At 66.6% G+C, this 23,799-nt stretch carries 14 protein-coding genes; 5 read left to right on the top strand and 9 right to left on the bottom strand.

All coding sequences use genetic code 11. The features are described from left to right. Positions 1-19: 19 nt before the first annotated feature. The 9 genes from L7H23_RS15780 to L7H23_RS15740 form a co-directional block, all read right to left on the bottom strand. Positions 20-646: a DUF4230 domain-containing protein gene (locus L7H23_RS15780; protein ID WP_237836819.1), complete on the bottom strand. Its 627-nt coding sequence runs from the start codon at positions 644-646 to the stop codon at positions 20-22. Next, complete coding sequence (locus tag L7H23_RS15775) at positions 643-1,398, bottom strand: hypothetical protein (protein WP_237836818.1); 756 nt, start codon at positions 1,396-1,398, stop codon at positions 643-645. The genes L7H23_RS15780 and L7H23_RS15775 overlap by 4 nt, the downstream gene beginning before the upstream one ends. Continuing rightward, the gene (locus L7H23_RS15770; protein WP_237836817.1) at positions 1,398-2,315 is read right to left on the bottom strand and encodes an MBL fold metallo-hydrolase; all 918 of its coding nucleotides are present in this window, start codon (positions 2,313-2,315) and stop codon (positions 1,398-1,400) included. Before L7H23_RS15770 ends, L7H23_RS15775 begins: the two co-directional genes overlap by 1 nt. A gap of 139 nt (positions 2,316-2,454) precedes the next feature. Further along, entirely contained in the window at positions 2,455-4,146 is a 1,692-nt protein-coding gene (locus L7H23_RS15765; RefSeq protein ID WP_237836816.1) for a M56 family metallopeptidase, read from the bottom strand. Beyond that, a complete protein-coding gene (locus tag L7H23_RS15760; RefSeq protein ID WP_237836815.1) occupies positions 4,143-4,511 on the bottom strand; it encodes a BlaI/MecI/CopY family transcriptional regulator in 369 nt (122 codons plus the stop codon). The genes L7H23_RS15765 and L7H23_RS15760 overlap by 4 nt, the downstream gene beginning before the upstream one ends. A 371-nt stretch (positions 4,512-4,882) precedes the next feature. Next, positions 4,883-6,610: a cytochrome c biogenesis protein CcdA gene (locus L7H23_RS15755; protein WP_237836814.1), complete on the bottom strand. Its 1,728-nt coding sequence runs from the start codon at positions 6,608-6,610 to the stop codon at positions 4,883-4,885. Between the two features lie 96 nt (positions 6,611-6,706). Continuing rightward, the gene (gene grxD, locus L7H23_RS15750) at positions 6,707-7,039 is read right to left on the bottom strand and encodes a Grx4 family monothiol glutaredoxin (protein WP_237836813.1); all 333 of its coding nucleotides are present in this window, start codon (positions 7,037-7,039) and stop codon (positions 6,707-6,709) included. A 50-nt stretch (positions 7,040-7,089) separates the two neighbouring features. Further along, the gene (locus tag L7H23_RS15745; RefSeq protein ID WP_237836812.1) at positions 7,090-7,323 is read right to left on the bottom strand and encodes a BolA family transcriptional regulator; all 234 of its coding nucleotides are present in this window, start codon (positions 7,321-7,323) and stop codon (positions 7,090-7,092) included. Positions 7,324-7,333: 10 nt separating this feature from the next. Beyond that, positions 7,334-7,660 (bottom strand): DUF1476 domain-containing protein, encoded by a 327-nt coding sequence (locus L7H23_RS15740; RefSeq protein ID WP_237836811.1) that lies wholly within the window; start codon positions 7,658-7,660, stop codon positions 7,334-7,336. Between the two features lie 215 nt (positions 7,661-7,875). On the opposite strand from L7H23_RS15740, the gene L7H23_RS15735 reads away from it, so the two are divergent. From L7H23_RS15735 to L7H23_RS18555, 5 genes are all read left to right on the top strand, one after another. After that, positions 7,876-10,971, top strand: coding sequence for a CHAT domain-containing protein (locus tag L7H23_RS15735; protein ID WP_237836810.1), 3,096 nt, complete (start codon positions 7,876-7,878; stop codon positions 10,969-10,971). A gap of 4 nt (positions 10,972-10,975) precedes the next feature. Beyond that, positions 10,976-13,051, top strand: coding sequence for an adenylate/guanylate cyclase domain-containing protein (locus L7H23_RS15730; protein ID WP_237836809.1), 2,076 nt, complete (start codon positions 10,976-10,978; stop codon positions 13,049-13,051). After that, positions 13,038-13,802, top strand: coding sequence for a hypothetical protein (locus tag L7H23_RS15725; RefSeq protein WP_237836808.1), 765 nt, complete (start codon positions 13,038-13,040; stop codon positions 13,800-13,802). Before L7H23_RS15730 ends, L7H23_RS15725 begins: the two co-directional genes overlap by 14 nt. 181 nt (positions 13,803-13,983) lie before the next feature. Continuing rightward, positions 13,984-15,810, top strand: a complete 1,827-nt coding sequence (locus L7H23_RS15720; protein WP_237836807.1) for a ShlB/FhaC/HecB family hemolysin secretion/activation protein — start codon at positions 13,984-13,986, stop codon at positions 15,808-15,810. 30 nt (positions 15,811-15,840) lie between these two features. Further along, complete coding sequence (locus L7H23_RS18555; RefSeq protein ID WP_275671209.1) at positions 15,841-23,781, top strand: hypothetical protein; 7,941 nt, start codon at positions 15,841-15,843, stop codon at positions 23,779-23,781. The last annotated feature ends 18 nt before the right edge of the window (positions 23,782-23,799 follow it).

Below are 23,799 nucleotides of genomic sequence, written 5' to 3'. Positions count from 1 at the left end.
CGTCCCCTGTGGGGAAAGCCTATTCGCCCGCGAAGCGCGCCGTCACCTTAGCGTCGATCCCCGCCGCCTTCAACGGCATGGCAAAGCTCTGTTCGACCGCGGTCCGCGCGGCGTTGCGGGCGAGGCGCATCGGCGTCGTGCCCTTCGCCTGCTTTATCAGTTCCTCCTGCGCCGCCTTGCGGTTTGCAGCGTCGAGCGTCTTTTCGGCGTCGGTAAGCGTCAGCAGGATGACGCCGTCGCGATATTCGCTGATCGAATCGAGGTCGATCTCCGGCCCCGCAAGGCGGAGCGGGGGCAAGGTCACGCCAAGCGAATTGTTCGCAGCATCCCAGGCGAGGTCGGACTGCTTCAGCTTTCCGAGGTCGAGTTCATAGCGGACCGTGCCGGGCATGATCAGCGTCTTCTTTGCCTCAAGCCCCAGCCGCGACTGCGTCGAGGTCACGACCGCGACATAGCGCGCGGTGAAGGGCACGAGAACATTCTGCTCCTGCAAGCCCTGCAGGCTCGCCGCGACGACGGTCTCGGGATCATAGCCGCGCTGCCAGTCGCGCCATGCGGAGAAGGCCCACCAGGCGGCGAGCGCCAGCAGAGCGGCGGCGGCGAGGAGGATAAGGCGCGGAAGGAGGCGCGACGGACGGTCGGTCATGGTGTTGTATAATCCGAGCATTCGGGCGCCGGCCGGTCCATTTCGTAGCGCGACGTCGCGGGGTTGTAGCGCAGCACGCGGTCATAGGTGCAAGCGGGGTCTTCGGCGCGAACAAGGTCGGCGCGTTTGAGCTTGCCAGCGCTATTGTCCTCCGACCGGCGCGAGGTGCGCGGGAAGGTCGTCGCGACGGCCCGATAGGTCAGTGCCGGAAACATTCCGCCATCATCCGGCGCTGCGGTCAGCGTCGCGCTGAAATCATATTCGTCGTGACAGGCTTCGAGCCGGTCTTTCATGTCCTGCTCCGAAAAACAGGCGCGGATCATCAGCGAGCCGCCCCAGACGACATTCAGCACCTCCTCGCCGAGCCCTGTTGCGCCCGACTCAAGGCCGAACTCGTAGAGATGAAGCCGCGAGGCCGAACCGCCGCCGCCCGAATACATGGCATTCTGGCGCCCCAATATGCCGACCAGATAGTGCTGGGCGCCATCGTCGCTCTTGAACGCGATCAGGTTCGGCCAGAGTTCGCGCTGCCCGGCGTCATCATATTCGGGGAGCGGTACCGTCGTCGGCTCGCCGTCGGCGGGCGTCACGATCAGCGCCGTATCGCCACCGCCGTCTTCGGCAACCACGGGGATTTCGAGGCACAGGCTCTTGTCGGGAAGGCATTGCCGGTCACCCTCACCCTTGACGAGCGCGATCACCGGACCGGCGTCGACGGGCGCGGCGGCGGCCAGAAGCAGGGGCAGCAGCATCAGGCAAGAATCCATTCGTCGTTGTCGTTGCGCACCGCTCCGCGCGTCTGCAAGTCGATGAGATGCGCGAGCACCGAACGGCCGGCGGCGCCGGTCAGCCGGGGATCGAGCCCCTTGTACATATGCGTCACCATCTCGGGGATCACGCGCGTGCCCTTTTCGAGTTCCCGCAAAATCTGCCGTTCGCGCTGCTTGCGGTGGCCAAGCATCCCGCGGACGAGCTGGCGAGGCTTGGTCACCGCCGGGCCGTGGGCGGGATAATAGACGCGATCGTCGCGGTCGTAGAGCTTTGACAAGCTTGCCATATACGCCGCCATGTCGCCGTCGGGCGGGCTGACCACGCTGGTCGACCAGGCCATCACATGGTCGCCGGTAAACAGGGCGCCGCTTTCGACGAGCCCGAAGCACAGGTGGTTCGACGTGTGGCCGGGCGTCGCAACGGCCTCGAGAGTCCAGCCGTCGCCCGCGATGCGTTCGCCGTCGGCAAGGACGCGATCGGGCGCATAGTCGGGGTCGAAGGCCGAGTCGGCGCGCGGGCCGTCGTCGCGAAGCGCGAGCGGGGCGCAGCCGATGATCGGCGCGCCGGTCGCTTCCTTGAGCGGCGCGGCGGCGGGCGAGTGATCGCGGTGGGTGTGCGTGCAGAGGATTGCGGCGACGCGCTGCCCCTCGACGGCGCGCAGGATCGCGTCGACATGCCCCTGCCCGTTCGCGTCGGGGGGATCGCCGATGCTCATCCCGCTGCCCGTCGGGCCGGGGTCGATCACCGCGACGTCGCTGCCCGCGCCGACGATCCAGGTCTGGGTGCCGGTGAAGGTATAGGGCGACGGGTTCGGCGCGAGGACGCGGCGTACGAGCGGCTCATGCCGTTCGCAGTCGCCGGCGCGGATCGTGTCGGGCCAGGGCTTTTCTTCGCTCATGAAGGGCATGTGGCATTGCCGCCCGCAAAGGAAAAGGGCGAGACGCGAAAAAGGGAGCGGTCATGACGCCGCTCCCTTTCCCCGCCCCTGCCATCGGCCCCACCGGGGAATGGGGGCCGACACCAAAGCCGTCAGGCCCCTAGCCGCCTGATTTTTCGAGCTCGGCGATCGCCTTGTCGAGGTCGGCGGCCACCTTGGCGCGCATGTCCTCGGACAGGCCACGGGCGGCTTCGCCCTTGCTGAAGCCCTCGCGCGCCTTCTTGAGCGCCGAGAGGCGCGCGGCCTTGTTCTCGGCCGTGTCGCCGCAGCGGATCATATAGACGCGCTGGCGCTTGTCCCCGCTCGCTTCCTCGCGGTTGACCAGCGGCGCAGCCTTCGACCCGTCGCCGCACTTGCCGATCACCATCGCCTTGCCGTCGAACGTGCCCCATGCAGCGTGCGGCATTGCCGGCATGGGCGGCATCGGCGGCATCGGCGCCATGACGGTGCGGATACGCTCACGGCGCTTGGCCTCGAGCTTGTCGGCGATCGCCTCGGCCTGCGCGCCGGTCACGCCCTGTTCCTTCAGCGTCGCGAGCACATCGTCGCGCGACAGGCTGCCCGGCGTGCGGATTTCGACGCGCTTGAACTTGCCATCGGCGGGAGCGAGCATCATCGCGGGATGCCCGTCGCCCTCGCCATCGCCGTCGCGGCGGATGACGATACGATGGACTTCGCGCTTCTTGCCGTCCTTGTCCTTCGCCGCATCGCCGTCCTGCACGTCGGTGAAGATCATGACGTTCGACATGTCACCCGCCGCAGGAGGTTCGGGCGGCAGCGGCGCGTCGGGTGCGGACGGCGGCGCGGGAGGCGCCGGCGGCTCGGCAATGTCGGCCTGCGCCTTGGCCGTCGCCGCAGGCACCAGCGTCGCGGTCGTCGCAAGCACGGCAAGCGTCGCACCGCCCACCAGCAGCTTGCCGATCAGGCCGCGCTTCCTCGAAATATCCTCCCTCATAAGCATCGTCAGTCTCTCCTGCAGATTGTCGTGAACCGCCATCGGCGCCGCAAGCGACAGCCGCGACCCGACCGCCGCCTTCGCAATCGCGGTGGCATAACGGGCCGTACGCAGGTCACGGGGTGCCTCGTCGGTCATCGTCAGGACGCGCGCATCGCATGCCGCCTCCTGATCGAAACGGAAGGCGCGGATTGCGCGCCAGGCGAAGGGGTTGAACCATTGCGACGCGAGCAACAGCAGCGCCGCGGCATTCGCCCAGAGGTCGCCATGGCGGTGGTGCGCCAGTTCGTGGTCGATCGCGAGCGCGCGCTCTTCGGCGGCGTAGCGGCCGAAGAAATCCTGCGGAACCGCGACGAAGCGGCGCCAAAGGCCGAAGGCGACCGGCCCGTCAACCGCGCCGGTCATCACCAGCCGGATCGTACCGATCGGTTCGAGTTCGACCGCTTCTCCCAGCGTTTCGCGAAGGAAACGGCGATGCGCGAGCCATGCCGAGGCAAGCACGAACAGGACGCCCGCGACCCACAGCCCGAAAATATAGGGAAGCGCGTCGGCGAACGACCATGCGGGCGCCGAGGCAACAGATGCTTCGGCCATCGCATCGGCGGGAACCAGATAGACGATTTCGCTCGCGGGAAGCGCCGCGGCTGGCTGGACCGGGTCGGCAAACGGCAGCGGCGGCAGCAGCAGCCGCAGCGCGGGCACGAGCCAGAGCATATAGGTAAGCTGAGGGCCGAAATGGCGGGCGAAGGGCTTGCGGATCAGCAGCACCGCAAGGACGAGGGCAGCAGTGGTGACCATCGTGTCACCCCAGACCTGCAGGATCATGTCGCCGCTCACGACTTGAGTTTCCGGAGCAGCGCCTCGATCTCGGCAATGTCGGCATCCGACAGCGCCTCGCGTTCGGCGAGATGCGCGATCATCGGGCTGACCCGGCCACCGAAGAGGCGATCGACGAAGCGCTGCGATTCCTCGCCAACGGCGGCGGCGCGTTCGACGGCGGGACTATAGAGATAGCGGCGGCCGTCGGCTTCGGCCGTGACCGCGCCCTTCTGAACCAGCCGCGCAAGCAGGGTTTTCACCGTCGCCTGCGTCCAGCCGTTGATCTTGCCGATGCGCCGGGTCAGATCGGCCGCCGTTTGCGGCGCCTCTTCCCACAGCGCCGACAGGACCTGCATTTCGGAATCGCTTGCTCTTTCCGCCATATCGGAAACCCCTCCCTTCGGCGTTGACCTGCAATACGACTACAAATGTAGTCATTCGGCTGAACGCTTCCTGAACGAGCCTGAACGTGGCGGTGCGGGCGATGTGTCGGGAATTTTGACAGCCGCGGGAGCCGGTAAGGAATCGCTAACCAGCGTGTCCCGCCGAAATCCGCGAAGGCGGCAAATTGGCACGCGGTTTGTATGGTATAAGACGTTCCCGAGTGTTCCGCTCAATGGAGCGGTGGGGGGCATCGGTCTGGTCCCTGATGTCCCCTGCCCCCACTCCGGAAATTCCCCACTTGCCCCCGACGCAAACGGGGGGCGGAGCGGCCGAAAGGCCCCGCCCCCCGGATGCTTTTGTCCGGAAAAAATCAGCCGAAGGTGAAGGCGAAAGCCTGGACGCCGGGATCGAGAAACTCGATCTGGAACGTCCTGTCCTGCGGCCCCTGCTGCCGCACGAGCTGATAGAGCCGCTGGCCGGTCACCGTGCCGTTGCCCTTTGCGTCGATATCGAGCCCGTGGTCGGCGCCCGGCGCCTTGCCGTCGAGCGTCACGCGAAAGCGCACCGGCCTTTTGGCATCCGCTGCGCCGAGGACGAGGTGCAGGTCGCGGCCGCGGAAGCGGAAGGCGATGCGCGCGCCGGGAGCGGCCGACACGCCATGTTCGCCGCCGATGGTCCACTGGCCGCCCAGCGCCCAGTCGTTGCGGCTGGCGAGCGTGGGCACCGCATAATCATGCACCGCATCACGGACGAAGCCGCCGGGCGAGACGAAATTCGCGGCACGGTCGTAACCGACATAGGTTTCAGGCGAGCGGTCCTTGCGCGTGCTCTCGCCCTCGCCGACACCTTTCGCATCGACCAGAGCGGTGTCCATCGCGCCGAGTGCGCCGCCGTTTTCGGCAATCAGCCGCTGGATGATCTTTTCCGATTCCTCATGATGCCCTTCGCCGAAGCGCGCGGCGCGGATGCGGCCTTTCGCGTCGATGAAATAATGCGCCGGCCAATATTTATTGTCGAAGCCGCGCCAGATCGCATAGCGATTGTCGAGCGCGACCGGATAGGTGATGCCGAGATCCCTGATCGCCTTCGCGACATTGTCCGGATCGCGCTCGAACGCGAATTCGGGGGTATGAACGCCGATCACCACAAACCCTTTGTCGCGATATTTCTCCTGCCACGCCTTCACATAGGGAATGGTGCGCAGGCAGTTGATGCACGAATAGGTCCAGAAATCGATCAGCACGACCTTGCCGCGCAGGCTTTCGGTCGTGAGCGGCGGCGAATTCATCCAGCCGGTTGCGCCGGCAAGCGAAGGAAACGGCCCCTTGTCGGCGAGGGCGTCGGCGCCCGGCATATCCTTGGGCATCGCGCCCTCGGGGTGCAGGCGGTCTAGCAATCCCTGCTCGAAGCGCGCGGTGCTGGCGAGCGACAGGCGGGTGAGCAGTCCGGTATCGAGACCGAGGCCGATCGCGACGACGCCCGCGAGTACCGCGACGCCGAGCGCCTTGCGTACCCATTCTCCCGCGCGGATCGAGCGCTTCATCGCCGCGAAGACGCGACCGCCAACCAGCAGCGCCAGCGCGAGCGACGTCGCCGCGCCGAGCGCATAAGCGAGCAGTAGCAGCGAGGTCTGCGCGCTCGCGCCGTTCAGCGCCGCGCCGGTGAGCAGGAGGCCGAGCACCGGCCCGGCGCACGGCGCCCAGAGCAAGCCGGTAGCGACGCCAAGCAGCAGCGAAGAGAGGAAAGACGAACCGCCGCCGTCCTGCCCCGCATTTCGCGACAGCCGAGCGCCGAGCGCGACGAGCGGCCGCGTCGCGCGGTCGGCAAGTGAAGGAAAGAGAAGCAGCAGCCCGAACAGGCCGAGGATGACGAGCGCGGCGATGCGCCCGTAATTGTTCGCCTCGACGACCCAGCTTCCGCCGACCACCGCCAGCGTCGCCACGGCGGCGAAGGTGACCGCCATGCCGAGGAGCATCGGAAGCCCGCTCTTGACGAAAGGCTGGTCCGCCCGGGCGAAAACGAACGGAAGCACCGGCAGAATGCACGGGCTGACGATCGTCAGCGCGCCGCCGAGATAGGCAAGAAGAAAGAGGATCACGAAGCGCTGCGCCCTTGATGGTTACCGGTCCTATGTCCCAGATACGATGGCAATCGTCGAGACGTTACAGACAGGCGCCGGGCGCGGCGCATTCGCTCAGGCAGCGCGGGTCGGGACGCCGTCCATCAGCTGGTGCAGCTCGCCGGCTTCCCACATTTCCATCATGATGTCGCTGCCGCCGACGAATTCGCCCTTCACATAGAGCTGGGGGATCGTCGGCCAGTCCGAAAATTCCTTGATGCCCTGACGGACTTCCATGTCCTGCAGCACGTCGACGGTGTCATATTCGATACCGAGGCGGTCGAGCATCGCGATCGCGCGCGAGGAAAAGCCGCACTGCGGAAAGAGCGGCGTGCCCTTCATGAACAGCAGAACGGGGTGATCGGCGACCAGCTTGGCAATGCGGTCGTGGGTGGCGGGATCGCTCATGTACAGTCTCCGGTCGGGCGCCGTTGCGCCGCTTGAAAGGGATATGCCCCTTATGAAGGAACGGCAGTCGTCAATTGCAAGGCATGAAGTTCGCCGCCCATGCGTCCGCCAAGCGCCGCATACACCGCCTTGTGCTGCGCAACGCGGCTCATCCCGCGGAAGGATTCGCTGACGACATGCGCCGCATAATGGTCGTTATCGCCCGCAAGGTCGGTGATCGAAACCGCGGCGTCCGGAAACGCCGCCTCGATCATCGCCTTCAGATCGTCCTGCCGCATGCCCATGATCGTCGCCTCAGCTCTGGCTGTCCATGAACTGGCGGCGCGCCTCGGCCGTCTTGTCGTTCAGGACCGAACGAATCTCGGCATCGCTGATCTCGACGCTTGCAGCCGTCAGGTCGCCCGCCAGCTTGCGGATCACATCCTCGTCGCCGGCTTCCTCGAAATCGGCCTGGACGACCGCCTTCGCATAAGCGTCGGTTTCCTCGGGGGTCAGGCCCATGCGTTCGGCAGCCCATTCGCCGACGAGACGGTTGCGGCGCGCGGTGATGCGGAACTGCACTTCCTGGTCGCGGGCGAACTTCGCCTCGAATGCCCGTTCACGATCGTCGAATGCGCTCATCTTTGTTCCTCGCCGGAAAATAGGGGTTCCCGGTCCAGATAGGTCGGTGTGCCAAAGCGCGCAAGGCAGTGTGCCGCAGATCACTTCCCTTTTTCGAATGATGGGTTTAGGGTCCGCGTCGACGGGAATGGGTCGTACCGCAGCACTGAAGACTGCGCCTTGCCGCCACGACACGCGGGCACGGCGCCTTGAAGCTTGCTTTGGGGGATTTGGTAATGACCGCTCGACGTCCGTATTTTCTGCCGGTTCTGGCGGCGCTGGCATTGGCCGCGCCCGGTGCCGCGCAGGCGCAGGTCGGCGATCCGACGACCCGCGACAGCTTTTCGATCGGCGATCAGGGTGGCTCGCTCTGCGAAGTGCAGGCAACCGTTCGCGACTCCGTGATCAAAGGCATGTTCGACCGTGCCTGGCTGATCGTCTGCCGCGATGCGAGCCAGCCGGTCGGTTATGTCCGCATGCTCCGCGACACCCCCGAGCAGGCGCGCGCCCGGATCGACCGCGGCCGCAGCGGCACGATCGTCTGCGTCGACGGCAACACCTGCACCGTCAAGGACAGCAATGTCGGCTGGACGACGCGCGTCGAGGCCGGCGGCGAGACGACCTACACCGTCGAGGGTTTCACGGCGTATAATGATGCGCTGAACCTCGCGCTCGAATCGATCCGGCAACGCAAGGTCGTTCCCGGCAAGATCAACGTCGCGACGACATCGGTCGGCGGCAGCGACGGCTTCGCCCGCACGCTCGCGGGGACGATCGACGTCGACAAGGCGCTTGCCGAGGGATACCGGCGCAACCACAGCGGCGATTATGCCGAGGCCGCCGAATTCTTCGAGGCGCTGTCGCGCCGCGCGCTCGAGGATCAGGCCGCGGGCGATCTCGACCCCACCGAATTCACGCTCAATCGCGCGCTCCAGCGCTCGAACCTCGGCGAGTTCGCCGAAGCCGAGCGGCTGTTCAGCGAAGTCGAGGCGATCCCGACGAGTGACCCGGTGCAACTCCGCCTCCGCCGCAATTTCCGTGCGATCCATGCGCTGAACCAGCGCGACTACGATGGCGCCGCGGCCCTGCTCCAGACACCGATCCCGCCGCTGACCAACGCGGTGACGGTCGAGGGCGGCGCGGTGACGCTGACGCCCGAGATCGTCGCCGGCGTCAACAGCGGCAACAACGCCCGCGCGGTACGCCAGACCGGCGACCGCGAACGGCTGACCCCGCTCGAACGCGCACAGATCATCGATGCGCAGGCGACGCATCTGCTCGGCACGGTCGAGCGGCTGCGCGGCAATGCGCAGGCGGCAAAGACGGCTCAGCTCAAGGGGCTCAGCGACGCGCTTGCAGTCCGCGAAGGCCGTGTGACCTCGATCGTCCGGCTGCGTTCGCAGATGCTCGGCGAACTCGCGCTGGCCGAGGAGGCGCTCGGAGATAATGGCGCGGCAGACGCGCGCTTCCAGGAATCGATTGCGGCGCTCGCGGTCGAATATCCCGAGACCAATGCACTCGCCTCGGCGCGCGCGCGTTATGCGGCTTTCCTCACGCGCCATGATCAGAACGACAAGGCGCTCGGCATCTATCGCGACGTGGTGACGGCGCTCGCCGGCTCGCAGCGCTCGACGACGGGCATGGCGAACATGATGGCGCCCTATTACAAGCTGCTCGCCGACCGCGCCGCGACCGATCCGGCGGCGGTGCAGGACTTTTTCGTCGCAAGCCAGCTGCAGGTGCGCCCCGGCGTCGCCGACACACAGGCGATGCTCGCACGCGAACTGTCGGCGGGCAGCGACGACGGCTCGCGTCTGTTCCGCCAGGCGACGACGCTCAACCGCGACATCGAACGCGCGCGGATCGAGGATGCCCGCCTCGCCCAGCTGCCGACCTCGCCCGAGGTCAATGCCTTGCGCGCCGACCTCAAGACCCAGCTCGACAACCTGTCGTTCCAGCAGGCCGAAACGGTCGCGAAACTATCCGCCTACCCGCAATATCGCGTCGTTGCGCCGGGCAAGCTCGACCTTGCCGAACTGCAGCAGGTGCTGAAGCCCGACGAGGCCTATCTCAAGATGCTGGTCGTCGGCGATTCGGTATATTCCATGCTGATCGGCAACGGCAGCGCGCAGCTGTGGAAGGCCGATATCAGCACGCAGGGCCTCGAGAATGCGGTCGACAGCATCCGGTCGACGATCTCGATCGTCGAGAATGGCAAGCGCGTCACCTATCCCTTCGACGCGCTGACCGCACGCAAGCTCTACACGCAGCTCTTTGCGCCGGTCGCCGACCGGTTGCCGGGCGTACCGCATCTGATCTTCGAGCCCGACGGCGCGATGCTGCGGTTGCCGATCAACCTGCTGATCACCTCGGATCAGGGGCTCGCGGCCTATGAGCAGCGGGTGGGCGATCCGAATGCCGACGCGTTCGACATGCGCCAGATCGCGTGGCTGGGCCGCTCGACGCGCCCGAGCACGGCCGTGTCGGCGCTCTCGTTCCGCAACGCGCGGCAGACGCCGCCGTCGAACGGGACGCGCGAATATTTCGGGCTGGGCGAGAATCTGCCTGTGCGCGGGGGTATCCTGCCGTCGACGGGAACACGCGGCGCTGTCGCAGGCGGCATCGACGGCGGATGCCAGTGGGACGTCAGCCAGTGGAGCCGGCCGATCTCCGCCGACGAGCTGGTCACCGCGAGCAGCACCATGGACCGCGGCGCGACGACGCTGCTGACCGGCGGCGCCTTCACCGATACCGCGGTCAAGAACCGCAGCGACCTGTCCGATTATCGCATCATCCATTTCGCGACCCACGGCCTCGTCACCGCACCGCGACCGTCGTGCCCGGCGCGGCCCGCGCTCGTCACTTCGTTCGGCGATCAGGATTCGGACGGTCTGCTGACCTTCCAGGAAATCTTCGACCTGAAGATCAACGCCGACCTCGTCATCCTGTCGGCGTGCGACACCGCGGGCGCTGCTTCGGTCGCGGCGACGCGCGAAGCCGGCGTCTCGAGCGGCGGCGGCAATGCCCTTGACGGGCTGGTGCGCAGCTTCATCGGCGCCGGCGGCCGCTCGGTGATCGCGAGCCACTGGCCCGCGCCCGACGATTTCGACGCGACCAAACGGCTGATCGGCGGGTTGTTCGCGGCCCAGCAGGGCGAAAGCATCGCCGACGCGCTGTGGGCCACGCAGACCAAGCTGATGGACGAAAAGCAGACCTCGCACCCCTATTACTGGGCGGGCTTTGCGATCATCGGCGACGGCGGTCAGGCACTGCTCCACGGTTCGACCACGACGGCGCAAAACGGGGAGGCTGCGGGCCGCGCGGCCCGCTGAACTGATGGCGACGACAGCGATCGACACCGCGGCGCAAGAGGCGCGCCCCGCAACCGTGCCGATTGGCAAGCGCATCCGCCGGCTGGTGATGCAGCTTGGTCCTTCGCGCATGGCGATGACGATCCTGTTCCTGATCGTCGCGACGCTGTTCGCCCGTTTCAGCTGGCAGATGCCGCTCGTCGGCGACGCCGAACGTGCGCTCTACGACGCCCGCGCGATGGTGATGGCGCCGCACGTCGGGCAGGACAAACGGATCGTCATGGTCACCTATAATGACGAGACCTTGTTCAACACCGGCATCCGCTCGCCGCTCGACCGTACGATCCTGGCGAATGCCCTCGCCAATCTCGACGCGATGGAACCGAAGGCGATCGGCATCGATATCGTTTTCGACTCGCCGCGCCCCGACGACGATCTGTTGAAAGCGCAGTTGCGCGCGATGAAGACGCCGACCTGGCTCGCCTATGCAGAGCAAGCGAGCAATCCGAACACGATCTTCTATGAACAGCAGAAATATCTCGAAGCGTATCTGGCCGAGGTCACGACGGCGAAAACGAAGCCGACGAGCGTGCTGTTCCGCACCGACGGCGACGGGGTGATCCGCAACTGGCCCGACCGGCCGAAGAATCTGCCGCCGTTGATGGCCAACGCCCTTGCCCCGGTCGATCCGGCGCATGCCAATTATCAGGGCAACATCCGCTTCCTCGTTCCGGCGCGCGTCGCCAAGGGACAGGAAGAGCCGGTGTTTGCGAACATTCCGATCGACACCTTCGCGATGCCGATGGATGCCGAAACGCGCGCCGGCTTTTCGGAGCTGGTGAAGGGCCGCTACGTGCTGATCGGCGGCGACGTGATCGACAACGACCAGTTCAACATCCCGCTCAGCCGCTTCACCGACCCGATCACCGGCCAGCATGAAACGATGATCGGGCTGGAAGTGCATGCGCATATGCTGGCGCAGCAGCTCGACAACGACTGGTCCAATCCGCTTCCGGGCCCGGCGCTGTGGGCGCTGGCGATTCTCGTCGTCCTCGCCGGCGGACTGACCGCATTGGTCGACATGCGCGCGCGCTGGGTGGCGGTGGCCTTCCTCGGGCAGATGACCTTCTTCGTCGCCTTCCCTTTCTGGCTGCAGGGGCACAGTGTCGATACGACGACCCTGCCCGCCTTCGGCTGGGCAATCGGCTGGCTGCTCGGCTACGCCGCGATCGGAACTGCCGCGCGCACGATCGGGTCGCGCCAGCGCGCCTTCGCACAGTCGGCGCTCGGCAAATATCTGCCCGCCGACGTCGCGGCGCAGATCATGCGCGACCCCGACCAGCTTTCGCTCCACGGCGAACGGCGCAATATCTTTTGCGTCTTCACCGACCTCGAAGGCTTTACCAAGCTCAGCCATGCGACGACGCCGGAAACCGTCGCGCGCCTGCTCAACGAATATCTCGACCGCCTGTCCGACGTCGTGCTCGAACATGGCGGGACGATCGACAAGTTCGTCGGCGATGCGATCGTCGCTTTCTGGGGTGCGCCGCTGAGCCGCCCCGACGACGGCGAACGCGCCGCCGCCGCGGCGATCGCGATGAACGAGGTGGGCGAGAAATTCCGCACAGATGTCGCGGGCGAAGATGTGCCACCGATCGGCATGACCCGCGTCGGGCTTCACGTCGGCGACGCGATCGTCGGCAATTTCGGCGGCGAGGATCGCATCCAGTACACGGCGCTCGGCGACAGCATGAACACCGCCTCCCGTCTGGAATCGGCGAACAAGAGCCTGAAGACCGGCGTACTGATCTCTGCCGAAGCCGCCGCACGCGCGGGACGCGACGATCTGGTCCCGATGGGACGCGTCACATTGCGTGGCCGCGCGCAACCCGTCGATGCGTTGACCCCGCGCCCCGACCTCAGTCCCGGGCAGCGAACGCGCATTGCCGAAATGGTCGCGGCACACACGGCGGGAAATAAAAATGCGTATGTGACCGCCGCCACAGCGCTGGCCCAAGAATTTAGTCAGGATCCAGCCATAATGTTCCTGATAGAACGCCTGAACGAGACCGAAAGTGGAGAAAGCTATGTCCTTTCCTGATTTCTCGATGCGCCGCCTCGGCCTGACCGCAGCTGCTGCGATCGCGGCCGTCGCCTTTGCCGGCACCGCCGCTGCCCAGTCGATGGTCGTTCGCTCGACCGGACCTTCGGCGGGCAAATATCCGACCGGCACCAAGCTCAAGTCGACCGACAAGCTGACGCTTGCGGCGGGCGACAAGGTCGTGCTGATGCAGGCGGGCAAGACGCGCACGCTGTCGGGACCGGGCACCTTCGGCGCCACCGGCCAGATCCAGGCGAACCAGAATATGGGCGCAACGGTCACGCGCATGCTGTCGACCGGCCCGACGATGCGCTCGCGCGGCGGGTTCTCGCGCGGGGCAGAAACCGACACGCCGGTCAATGTCCGCGCACCGAACGTCTGGCTGCTCGACTATCGCGAAGCCGGCACCTTCTGCGTCGTCGATCCGGCAACGCTGATGCTGTGGCGCCCGAACATGGAAGGCGATACCGCGCTCGAGATCGAGGGCGCCGGCAAGAAAGCGACCGTCGCGATCGTCGACGGCGCCAATTTCCGCAAATGGCCGACCGATAGCCTGCCCGTGCAATATGGCGTCGATTATCATCTGTCGGGCGCCGGGCTCACCAAGCCGGTGACGGTACGCTTCACCGAAATGGGTACGGTACCCGACACCGTCGAAGGGTCGGTCGACATGCTGATGGCCAAGGGCTGCGCGCCGCAGCTCAACCGTCTGGTCGATGCCATGTCGGAAACCGAAGCCGTGGGTGGTTAACGGAATCGGGTTTGCATTGAACCGTTTCGGACCATCTGATAACACTTGGACAAAATCAGCCGCAACAAAGCGGTAAGTCCTTTCCTTGGGTCGAAAATTCGCTCTGCCGGACCAGCGGCGGAGCATGAAGAATTGGTGCGTTTCCGCGAGCTGCGGGCGCATGCGTACGCAAGGGGTGGTAATGACCGACAAGGGGCAATTCGACGCTATCGTGACCGCGCAGCCGGCGAGCCGCGCGATCTTCAGGGCGCTGGCATGTTCGGCCGGCCTTGCGGCGATATCGCTGGCAAGCGCTGCACAGGCGCAAATCGCTCCTTCGGTTCCCACGCGCGAGGAAATCCAGCGACCCAACCTGCCGCCCGCCAGCCCGCCCGGCGAGCAGGTCGTCACCGCGGACGACAGCATCGAACGGTCGCCCTGCCCGCTCGCCAACCCCGAATTCGCGAATGTCCGCGTGACCGTCCGCGATGTGCAATTCTCGCCGGTCGAAGGCATCGATACGTCGATGCTCGACGACAGCTGGCGCGACACGGTCGGGCAGGATCTGCCGATCTCGGTTGTCTGCGACATTCGCGACCGCGCCGCCACCATGCTGCGTTCGAAGGGCTATCTTGCGGCGGTGCGCGTGCCGCCGCAGACGATCGGCAGCGACGGAATCGTCAAGCTGGATATCCTGTCGGCGCGGATGACGCGCATCGAGGTGCGCGGCGACGCCGGCGCGAACGAAAAGCTGCTTCAGCGTTATCTGTCGCGGCTCGACGACCAGCCGGTGTTCAACATCGTCGACGCCGAACGCTATCTGCTGCTCGCGCGCGACATTCCCGGACTTGACGCCCGCCTGACGCTGCGCCCCGGCTCGGCGCCCGGCGAAGTCGTCGGCGAAGTCACGGTCAGCCGCACGCCGATCCTGTTCGATGCCAATGTGCAGAATTTCGGATCGAAGGACGTCGGCCGCTGGGGCGGCGTCGCGCGCGTGCGCTTCGCGGGGCTCACCGGCATGGGCGACCTGACGACCGCGAGCTTCTATTCGACCCCCGATTTCGACGAGCAGAACGTGCTGCAGCTGGCCCATGAATTCCGCGTCGGCGGCGAGGGATTGCGGTTCGGCGCAAGCTATACCTATGCCTGGACGCGCCCCGATCTTGCCAATTTCCCGGTGCGGTCGAACACCCAGATCGTCAGCCTGTTCACATCTTATCCGCTGGTCCTGACTCAGGCGCGGCGCGTCACGCTCGGCGGCGGACTCGACATTATCGACCAGGATATCAGGCTGGCGTCGATCCCGCTCAACCGTGACCGCATCCGCGTCTTCAACCTGCGCGCCGATGCCAGCTGGGTCGACCCCGCGTCGGTCGCCGGCAAGAACGGTTACAGCCCGTCCGAACCGCGCTGGGGAATCGCAACCTCGCTCGAAGCGCGGCAAGGCGTGAACTTCCTTGGGGCGAGCGACGATTGCGGTCCCGGCGGTGCGGCCTGTTTCCTGCCCGGCGCCGTCCCGCTGACGCGGGTCGAGGCAAAGCCCGACGCGTTCCTCGTCCGCGCCAACGCGCAGATCGAGTGGCGACCCGACAAGCTGTTCACGATCGCGGTTTCGCCGCGGGCGCAATGGGCAAGCGATCCGCTCGTCGCCTATGAAGAATTTTCGGGGGGCAATTTCACCGTCGGGCGCGGCTTCGATCCGGGCACGGTGATCGGCGACAGCGGCGTCGCCGTTTCGACCGAACTGCGTTACGGCTCGTTCGTTCCCGCGAATACCAAGAGCTTCGCGGTGCAACCCTTTGCCTTCTTCGACGCCGCGTGGGTGTGGAACAAGGACACAGCGTTCAACGGGCTCAATCCCCAGAAACTCTATTCGGCAGGCGGCGGCCTGCGCGTCGCCTATGGCGACGTGGCGCGGGTCGACATGACGCTTGCCGTGCCGCTCAACACGGGCGGCTTCCTGACCCGGAAGCCCGATCCGCGCTTCCTGGTTTCGTTTACGACCCAATTCGGCGTGAAGGCGCGCTGAGCCATGACTTTTGCATCGAGGACCAATGCCATGCGTGCCACTGTCACCCCTTCGCCCGTCCGCAACGGCAAGCGCCGCCTGCTGAACAGCTGTGCGATCACCGCGGGGATGATGGCCCTCGCATACGGCGGGCCCGCGCTGGCGCAGGTCGCAGCCAACCCGGTGCCGGTGAATGTGACCGCGGGATCGAGCGTCTCGGTCAATTCGGGTACCAAGACGACGACGGTTACCGTCACCGGCGCACAATCGGTCTATAACTGGGTTCCGACAGATACCGCTGCAACCGGCGGCGACATCAACGTTCTGCCAGCAGACAGCACATGGAACTTTGTCGGGACCGGCAACTATATCGTCCTCAACCGCTTCGTGAACGGCGCCGGCGGCTCGCTCAGCCGCCAGATCGCGCTCAACGGCACGATCAACAGCAGCAACAGCGCCGCCTCGGGCGCGCAGGGCGGCAGCATCTGGTTCTATAATGCCGGCGGCATCCTGATCGGCAGCACAGGCGTCGTGAACGTCGGCAGCCTGGTGCTGACGACGAACGACATCGACCGCACCGGGGGTCTGCTCGATCCGACGACCGGCGCGATCCGCTTCCGCGGAACCTCCGGCAGCACGTCGACCGTTACCGTCGCCGGCTCGATCGATGCCAATCAGGCGCTCGCGCCCGGCAGCAGCTATGTCGCGCTGGTCGCGCCGCGCGTGGTGCAGGCGGGCAGCGTCAGCGTCTATGGTTCGGCTGCCTATGTCGCTGCCGAACAGGCCGATATCACCATCAACGGCGGGCTGTTCGACATCAATGTCCTCGTCGGTGCCGAGGGCGGCAATGTCATCACGCATACCGGCAGCACGGCCGGTCCCGAGCAGCAGACAACCGGCCCCGCGCAGCGCATCTATATGGTCGCGATCCCGAAGAATGTCGCGGTGGGCATGCTCGTGTCGGGTCAGGTCGGCTATCAGGACGGCGCAACGACCGCGATCACCAATTCGGACGGTTCGGTGGTGCTGTCGGCGGGCTACAATATCACAAACGGCCTGATCAACACGACGCCGGCCAACAATGTCGGCGCGGACATCACCGTCAACGACATCATCTTCCGCAGCAATGTGCTGGCGCACGCGAGCGGGGCGTTCCTTGGCCAGCCGCTGCTCGCCGTGCCGGCGATCGGAGGGCCTGTCACGGCGCTCCCGCCGCCGCAGAACGGCCGCTTCATCGTTCAGGGCAACGGCACCTTCATCGGCGACACCAGTTCGACGCTGACGGTCAATGCCAACCGCGTTGCAGGCGCCACCGGCACGCTGACGCTGATTTCGGGCGGACGCGGCGGCGTCGGGGGAAGCGCGAACGTCAATGTCAATGGCGGCACGCTGCAGGCTATCGGCGGCCTGTCGATCATCGCCGACGCAGCGGCCGATCCGACGCTGGGCCTCGGCACCGGACGCGGCGGCACAGCCAACCTGTCGGTCACGAATGGCGGCGTAGCGCTCACAAACAACTTGCTGCTGTCCGCCGTTGGAACGGGCGGCATTACGGATTCGGGCACGGGCGGAACCGGAACGGGCGGAACCGCCAGTGTCACCGTCAGCGGCACGGGCAGCGTGTTGAGCGCAAGTTCGGTGTCGATCGACGCGAGCGGTTTCGGCGGTGGTCTGACGACCGCTTCGTCGGGCGCGACGACCGCGGTCGACGAAGGCGGAAACGGTCAGGGCGGCAGCGCGCTGCTGACGGTCGACGGCGGCGGCAGCCTGAGTTCGACGAACGGCGTCGCGCTGAACGCCGGCGGCTTCGGCGAACTCGGCAACGTCCAGTCGGGTAACGGAACCGGCGGCACGGCACGTCTTACGATCGGCGGCGACACGTCGAGCGTCACGACGCCCTTCGCTGTCATCAATGCGATCGGCGTCGGCGGAGGGTCCTTCTCGCGCTCGCCGATCGGGACCTTCTTCTCGACCAACGGCGGAGACGGCAGGGGCGGCACGGCCGAGCTGCTGATAACCTCGGCCAGCACGACACTGGACCTTGGCGGCGTCGGGCTCGACGTGAGCGGTTACGGCGGCGGCGCCGGCGGGAATTCGGAGAATACGACCGCAGGCGACGCCTTCGGAGGCAACGCCAATGTCGCGGTGAACGGCAATACGAACATCGTGCTCGACAACCTGTCGGTCAATGCGCACGCCGAAGGCGGAAGCGCGACAAGCGCCAGCGGCCAGACCGCGCGCTCGGGCAACGCGCAGGGCGGCAATATCGACATCCTCGCGACGGGATCCTCGACGCTGACCGTGACCGACGGCGCGTCGCTCGACGCCAGCGGCAACGCCCTGGCGGGCGAAAATGTCGGCGACGGCGCGGGCGGCAACATCGCGGTTACGGCCATGAACAGCGGTACGCTGGACTTCGGCGCCGGCCTGCAGGCGAACGCGTTCGGCGGCATCACATCGGGCAGCCTGCCGAGAACTGCGGGCAGCGCGACGGGCGGCAATATCGATCTGCTCGCCGATCTCAGCGGCACGATCACCGCGAGCAATTACAATCTCAACGCCCGCGCGGCCGCGGCCAACGCGGCGACCAACAACGGCACGGCGCAGGGCGGGCGGATCACGATGACCGCGCTCAACGGCGGCCTCGTCGAAGCGACGAGCGACGGCATCGACAATTTCGACGTCAGCGCGCAGACCGGATACAGCCAGACCGGCGCCTCGGCGACGGGCGGCGAGATCGACATCTTCGCGAACGAGGCGAGCATTGCGCTCTCCAACGTCTCGATCAGCGCCGGCGGCGTCGCGGGCGGTGCGCTGGCACCCGGTGCAGAGCGCGTGACCGGTACCGGCGGCAACGTCGTGATCCGCACCGGTTTCGGTTCGGACAGTTCGATGAGCTTCGGCACGCTGAACGTCGACGCGAACGGCCGGACGCAGGCGTTTACCGAAGGCACCGGCGGCGAAGAGTTCGAACCCTCGGGCGACGGCCAGGGCGGTACCGTGACCATCCAGGCGAATGGCGCCGACCTGACGATCGCAGGCCCCACCACGCTTCGGGCCGACGGCTATGGCGGGCTGGGCGGCGCGAGCGCGACCGGGCGTGGTGGCATCGTATCCTTCACGCAGATCGGCGGCAACGTCCAGACCGGCGACTTGCGGCTTAGCGCCGACGGTTATGGCGGGGTGATCGAGGGCCAGTCGGGCGACGGTATCGGCGGTGACGCGTCTGCCACCTTTACCAGCGGCACCTTCACCGGCGGGGACGTCCGCGTCTCGGCCAGCGGCTTTGGCGGTGCGGCGTTCAGCGGCGACGATCTCGATCCGGCCAACCCGCGCGCGGCGGGGAATGGCGGCAACGGCCAGGGTGGCAATGCGTCGATCACCATCGCGGGCGACGCCGTTGTCAACGCGTCCGTGCTGGCGGCCACGGCGAGCGGCTTCGGCGCTGCGGGGGGAGATTTCTACAACTATAACGGCCTGCCCGGAGCAAGCGGCAATGGCGGCAACGGTCGCGGCGGCTTCGCAACGATCAACCTGACGTCGGGCGAGCTCAACGCCGACGCAGTCGTCGCCGATGCCGGCGGCACCGGCGGCAACGGCGGCAGCACGATCCTGACGTCGACCAGTTCGGGTTCCTCGACCGGCTTCGGTGTCGGCGGCAACGGCGGCAACGGCGAAGGCGGCTCGGCGATGATCGAACTTGCCGGCAGCGTCCTGAATATCAGCGAGAGCGTCACAAGCTATTCGGGCGCCCGCGGCGGCGATGGCGGCGGCATCCCGACATCGAGCAGTTCGGGGATTCCCACCGGCGCAAGCGTCGGCGGCAATGGCGGCAGCGCGACGGGCGGACTCGCGCAGGTGATCGTCGACAATTATGACGCGGGCGTCCTCTCGCTCGTGCTCGACACCTCGTCCTTCGGAGGCAACGGCGGCGACGGCACCGATGGCAACGCCGGCAACGGAGGCAATGCCCGCGGCGGCAGCGCGCGCGTCGAGGCCATCGGCCCCAACGCCTCGGTTATCGTGTCGCAGGCCAATTTCGAAGTCAGCGCGGCGGGCGGCAACGGTGGTTCGGCCTATACCGACTTCTTCTCACGGCCCACAGTCGGTGGTCGTGGCGGCAATGGCGGCGACGGCGTCGGCGGCGACATCCAGATCGTCGCGACCGATGGCGCCACGGTCGGCCTCGGTATCGGCCGCACTGGCGGCGGGCTGTTCGGCAGTACCGGCACCGGTGGCAACGGGGGTCGCGGTGCCGACAATCCGGGCACGATCACCCTCCCTGGCCCCGACGGTATTCCCGGCACCCCCGATGATGTGATCCAGGGCCTGCAGGGCGGCGACGGCGGCATCGGCGGCGGCGGCACGGGCGGTACCGTTTTCCTGTTCGCGAACGGCGGTACGATCACCTCGGGCGGCGCGCCGGTGGGCATCGCGGTCAACGGCGTATCGGGCCAGGGCGGCGATGGCGGCGTGGGTTCCGGCGGCACCGGCAGCTGCTGTTCGGCCTTCCTCGATTTCGGCGGCCGCGTCCTGTTCGAGACCAGAAATACCGCAGGCGGGGCGGGTCAGATCACGCTGGGCGACACGGTCATCAATGCCAATGGCGGCGGCGCCGGACGTATCGAGATGCGCTCGGCAGGCAACATCACCATGGCGAGCCTGACGGCGGAAGCACTGGGCTTTGCCTTCCCGACAAACAACGACACCGACGAGGCGGGACAAGGCATCTTCTTCGCGCCGACGGGCGGGACGATCAGCACCGCGGGCGACTTGACGCTGCGTACCGGAGGCTCGATCGGCGTCTATGCGCAGGGCAGCGGCCGCGTGAACGCCGGGGGCAACATGTCGCTCGAGGCCGGCGACCAGATCGACCTGCGCCACACGGTGCGCGGCGACGCGACGAACGCGACGCTATTCGCCACAGGCGACCTGACAATCACCGCGGGCAACACGCTGACCGGGGCGACAGGCACCCTGCTCGGCGCCGACGGCACGCTGACGCTGGCGAATTCGACGCCCAACGGCAGCATCACCGTCGACCGGCTCGACGGCGACGACATCGTCATTACCAGCGATGGCGCCGTGAGTGTCGAGCATGCCGAAGCGGTGGGAGATTTTACCGCGACGGCCGGCAGCTTCCGGACCGGGCTCAATTCGATCATCACCGGCGGCAACATCGACATCACCTCGGCCGGAGCCGTTGACCTCGGCAATTCGACCGCAGGCGGTTATGTCGATGTCGACGGCCAGTCGATCACCTTCGCCAATATCGTCTCGGGCTTCTACGTCGATCTGAACGCGACCGGCACGGCTTCCGGCGCCGAAGGCATCAACGGCGGAACGATTACGTCCGACAGCAGCGTGTTCCTGAACGGCAACAGCATCACGATCGATTCGATCGACAGCGGCGGCTCGCTGTCGGCCAACGCCTCGGGCGGAAACGTCGCGATCGACGAAGGAATCGCGCGCGGGGGTATCGGCATTTTCGCGCAGGGCGACATCACCGGCAGCTATGCCGGCGGTGCGGACATCTATCTGAGCGCGGGCGGCGACATTATCGCATCGGCAAGCGCGATCGGCGAAGGAGGCAGCAGCAGCAGCGGCACGCCCACGGCCGCGGGGCTCTATGTCGATGCCGACGGCGACGTCATGCTGTCGAACAGCGAGGCGAGCGGAATGTTCGGGGTGAACGCCGGTGGATCCGCGACGATCAACGGCGGCACCGCGGGCGAGGACATGCTGGTGCTGGCCGGGACCACAGCGAACCTTTCGGACATCACCGTCGGCGACGATCTCAACATCCGCGCGCCGGGTGCGATCACCGTCGCCGGGGCCAGCGCTACCGGCGACGGCCCCGACGGCCTCGAGCTTCGCTATTCCAACGGCAGCTTCACCATCGGTCAGGGCGAAGGCAATTCGACGCTCGACGGGGCCGATATCAACATCATCTCCGCGAACGGGGCGATCAACGCGAGCGGGCTTTCGGCCGGCGACGACATCTTCCTTTCGGCGGCGACAATCGCGCTCAACGGCGCGACGACGCTGGGCCTCGGCACGACGGGCGGCGACAGCAGTATCAGCACGACGGGCGGCGACACCGATGTTTCGGGGCTCGACGCATTCGACGACATATTGATCAACTCGACCGGCACCGCGAGCATTTCGAGCACGATCACTGCGGGTCGCAATGTCTCGATCGAGGCGAACGACGTCACGCTCGCCGGCATCATCCTGCCGAACAACCAGGTGGTCGATACCGTCACGGCAGGCGGAAATATCAATGTCACCTCGGCGAACGACATAACCGGCGGCGCTTTCACCGCCGGCGGCAGCCTGACGCTGACCGCCGACGGGGCGATCGGCATCACGCAGGCGATCAGCGGCGAAGATGCCGAGATGACGCTGACCGGTGCGACAGGGATTTCGGCCAACATATTGCGCAGCCGCGGCGTCACGACGCTGACCAGCGACGCCGGTGCGGTGCAGATCAACAGCCTGAGCTCGCGCGACGCGGTGACGGTGAGCGCTGACAGCCTGAACATCGGAACCAACGGCCCGATCGAGTTCGCGAATATCGTCACCGACGTCGGCGATGCGACCATTCAGGCAAACAACCGCCTGATCATCGACGACGGCGATATTGCGGGCACGGTGCGGCTCAGCGATACGGGCGAACATATCATCATTCGCAGCCTGACCGCCGCCAACGTCGCCATCGACGCGAACGAGATGCTGTCGATGACGAATGTCACCGCGACCGGCAATCTGGATGCCGAAGCCGGAACGACGATCTTCATCGACGGGACCGTGACGGGCCAGAATATCTCGCTCGCTTCCGCCGATATCGACCTTGTGGTCACGGGCCGCGTCGGTACCGCGGGCGTCACGCAGGCGCTGTCGGTCCAGAACAACGACAACCAGAGCCAGACCTATGTCGGAGGGACGGGCACGCGCAACGGCTTCCATATCGATGCCGCCGAGCTCACCCGTCTCTATGGCAACGCGATCGAGATTTTCGCGCCCGAGGTCCAGATCATCCAGCCGGCCTCGGTGGGCAGCTCGTCGCCGCCCGATGTGATCGTCGACACCTTCACGATGACCGGTGGCGGACCGAACGCGCAGGGCGTCCCGTCGAACCTGGGTGCGAACGGGGCGCTGACGATCCGCACGACGGGCAAGATGCGCGTCATCGGCAACGTCCAGCTGACCGGCCTCACCGATACCAATGCGCTCAACCTGATCGCCGACGATGCGCTCGAGGTCATTCTGGGTCAGGGAACGGTGCGCCTGCTCGGCGCGAACAATGCCCCAGGCGGCGTGCTCAACATGGAATCGGACGATATCATCGTCGCGACCTCGCAGGCGATCACCGACGTCGGAAACGCCACGACGATGGACGCGATCAACACAAGGCTCGGCCAGAACGATGGCGTGACGCTCGACGAAGGTGCGCTCTTCGCCCGCCGGATCGCCTTCGACGTCGTCGGCGGCGTCTATGTGCAGAACAGCGGTGCGGGGACCGACTTCGGTCAGCGCCGCGGGCTGACCTTCGGCGCCGGCGGACTGGACGTCACGACCGAGGGCTCATCGCGGATCGTCCTGAACGGCGTCCACCTCGGCCCGAACGGCCAGGTGACGGGGCTCGATGTAATCCCGCTGCTCACGCTTGCGGGCGGCAGCGTCCCGACCGGCGGCACGACCGGCTCGCTCGGTTTCGACCCCCAGTCGACGCTCAACGGCTGCTTCATCGCGAACACCGGAGCCTGCACGACGCCGACCGTCGTGATCGACCGGATGTTCCCGGTGCAGGACGTGATCGAGGACGAGGATGGCGACGGCGACGAGGGCGACGGCACCAGCCTGCCGACGGCGCTGATCACGATGCGCGACCTCGACCCGCTCTCGGGCGAGCCGCTGCTCGACGATCCGGTGACCGGCGCGGGCAACGACGATCTGTGGACGCCGACGACCGACACGCAGCAACCGTAAGCCTTTCGGTTGACGGAG

It is taken from the genome of Sphingopyxis sp. BSN-002, from assembly GCF_022024275.1.
In the GTDB taxonomy this organism is placed as follows: Bacteria; Pseudomonadota; Alphaproteobacteria; order Sphingomonadales; family Sphingomonadaceae; genus Sphingopyxis.
Note: the sequence above shows the minus strand (reverse complement) of the source record. Positions and strands in the feature narration are given on the sequence as shown.

Excerpts from the sequence above, each read along its gene's own strand:
- L7H23_RS15780 (WP_237836819.1), bottom strand. The coding sequence starts at position 646 with ATGACCGACCGTCCGTCGCGCCTCCTTCCGCGCCTTATCCTCCTCGCC.
- L7H23_RS15775 (WP_237836818.1), bottom strand. The coding sequence starts at position 1,398 with ATGCTGCTGCCCCTGCTTCTGGCCGCCGCCGCGCCCGTCGACGCCGGT.
- L7H23_RS15770 (WP_237836817.1), bottom strand. The coding sequence starts at position 2,315 with ATGAGCGAAGAAAAGCCCTGGCCCGACACGATCCGCGCCGGCGACTGC.
- L7H23_RS15760 (WP_237836815.1), bottom strand. The coding sequence starts at position 4,511 with ATGGCGGAAAGAGCAAGCGATTCCGAAATGCAGGTCCTGTCGGCGCTG.
- grxD (WP_237836813.1), bottom strand. The coding sequence starts at position 7,039 with ATGAGCGATCCCGCCACCCACGACCGCATTGCCAAGCTGGTCGCCGAT.
- L7H23_RS15745 (WP_237836812.1), bottom strand. The coding sequence starts at position 7,323 with ATGGGCATGCGGCAGGACGATCTGAAGGCGATGATCGAGGCGGCGTTT.
- L7H23_RS15740 (WP_237836811.1), bottom strand. The coding sequence starts at position 7,660 with ATGAGCGCATTCGACGATCGTGAACGGGCATTCGAGGCGAAGTTCGCC.
- L7H23_RS15735 (WP_237836810.1), top strand. The coding sequence starts at position 7,876 with ATGACCGCTCGACGTCCGTATTTTCTGCCGGTTCTGGCGGCGCTGGCA.
- L7H23_RS15730 (WP_237836809.1), top strand. The coding sequence starts at position 10,976 with ATGGCGACGACAGCGATCGACACCGCGGCGCAAGAGGCGCGCCCCGCA.
- L7H23_RS15725 (WP_237836808.1), top strand. The coding sequence starts at position 13,038 with ATGTCCTTTCCTGATTTCTCGATGCGCCGCCTCGGCCTGACCGCAGCT.
- L7H23_RS15720 (WP_237836807.1), top strand. The coding sequence starts at position 13,984 with ATGACCGACAAGGGGCAATTCGACGCTATCGTGACCGCGCAGCCGGCG.
- L7H23_RS18555 (WP_275671209.1), top strand. The coding sequence starts at position 15,841 with ATGCGTGCCACTGTCACCCCTTCGCCCGTCCGCAACGGCAAGCGCCGC.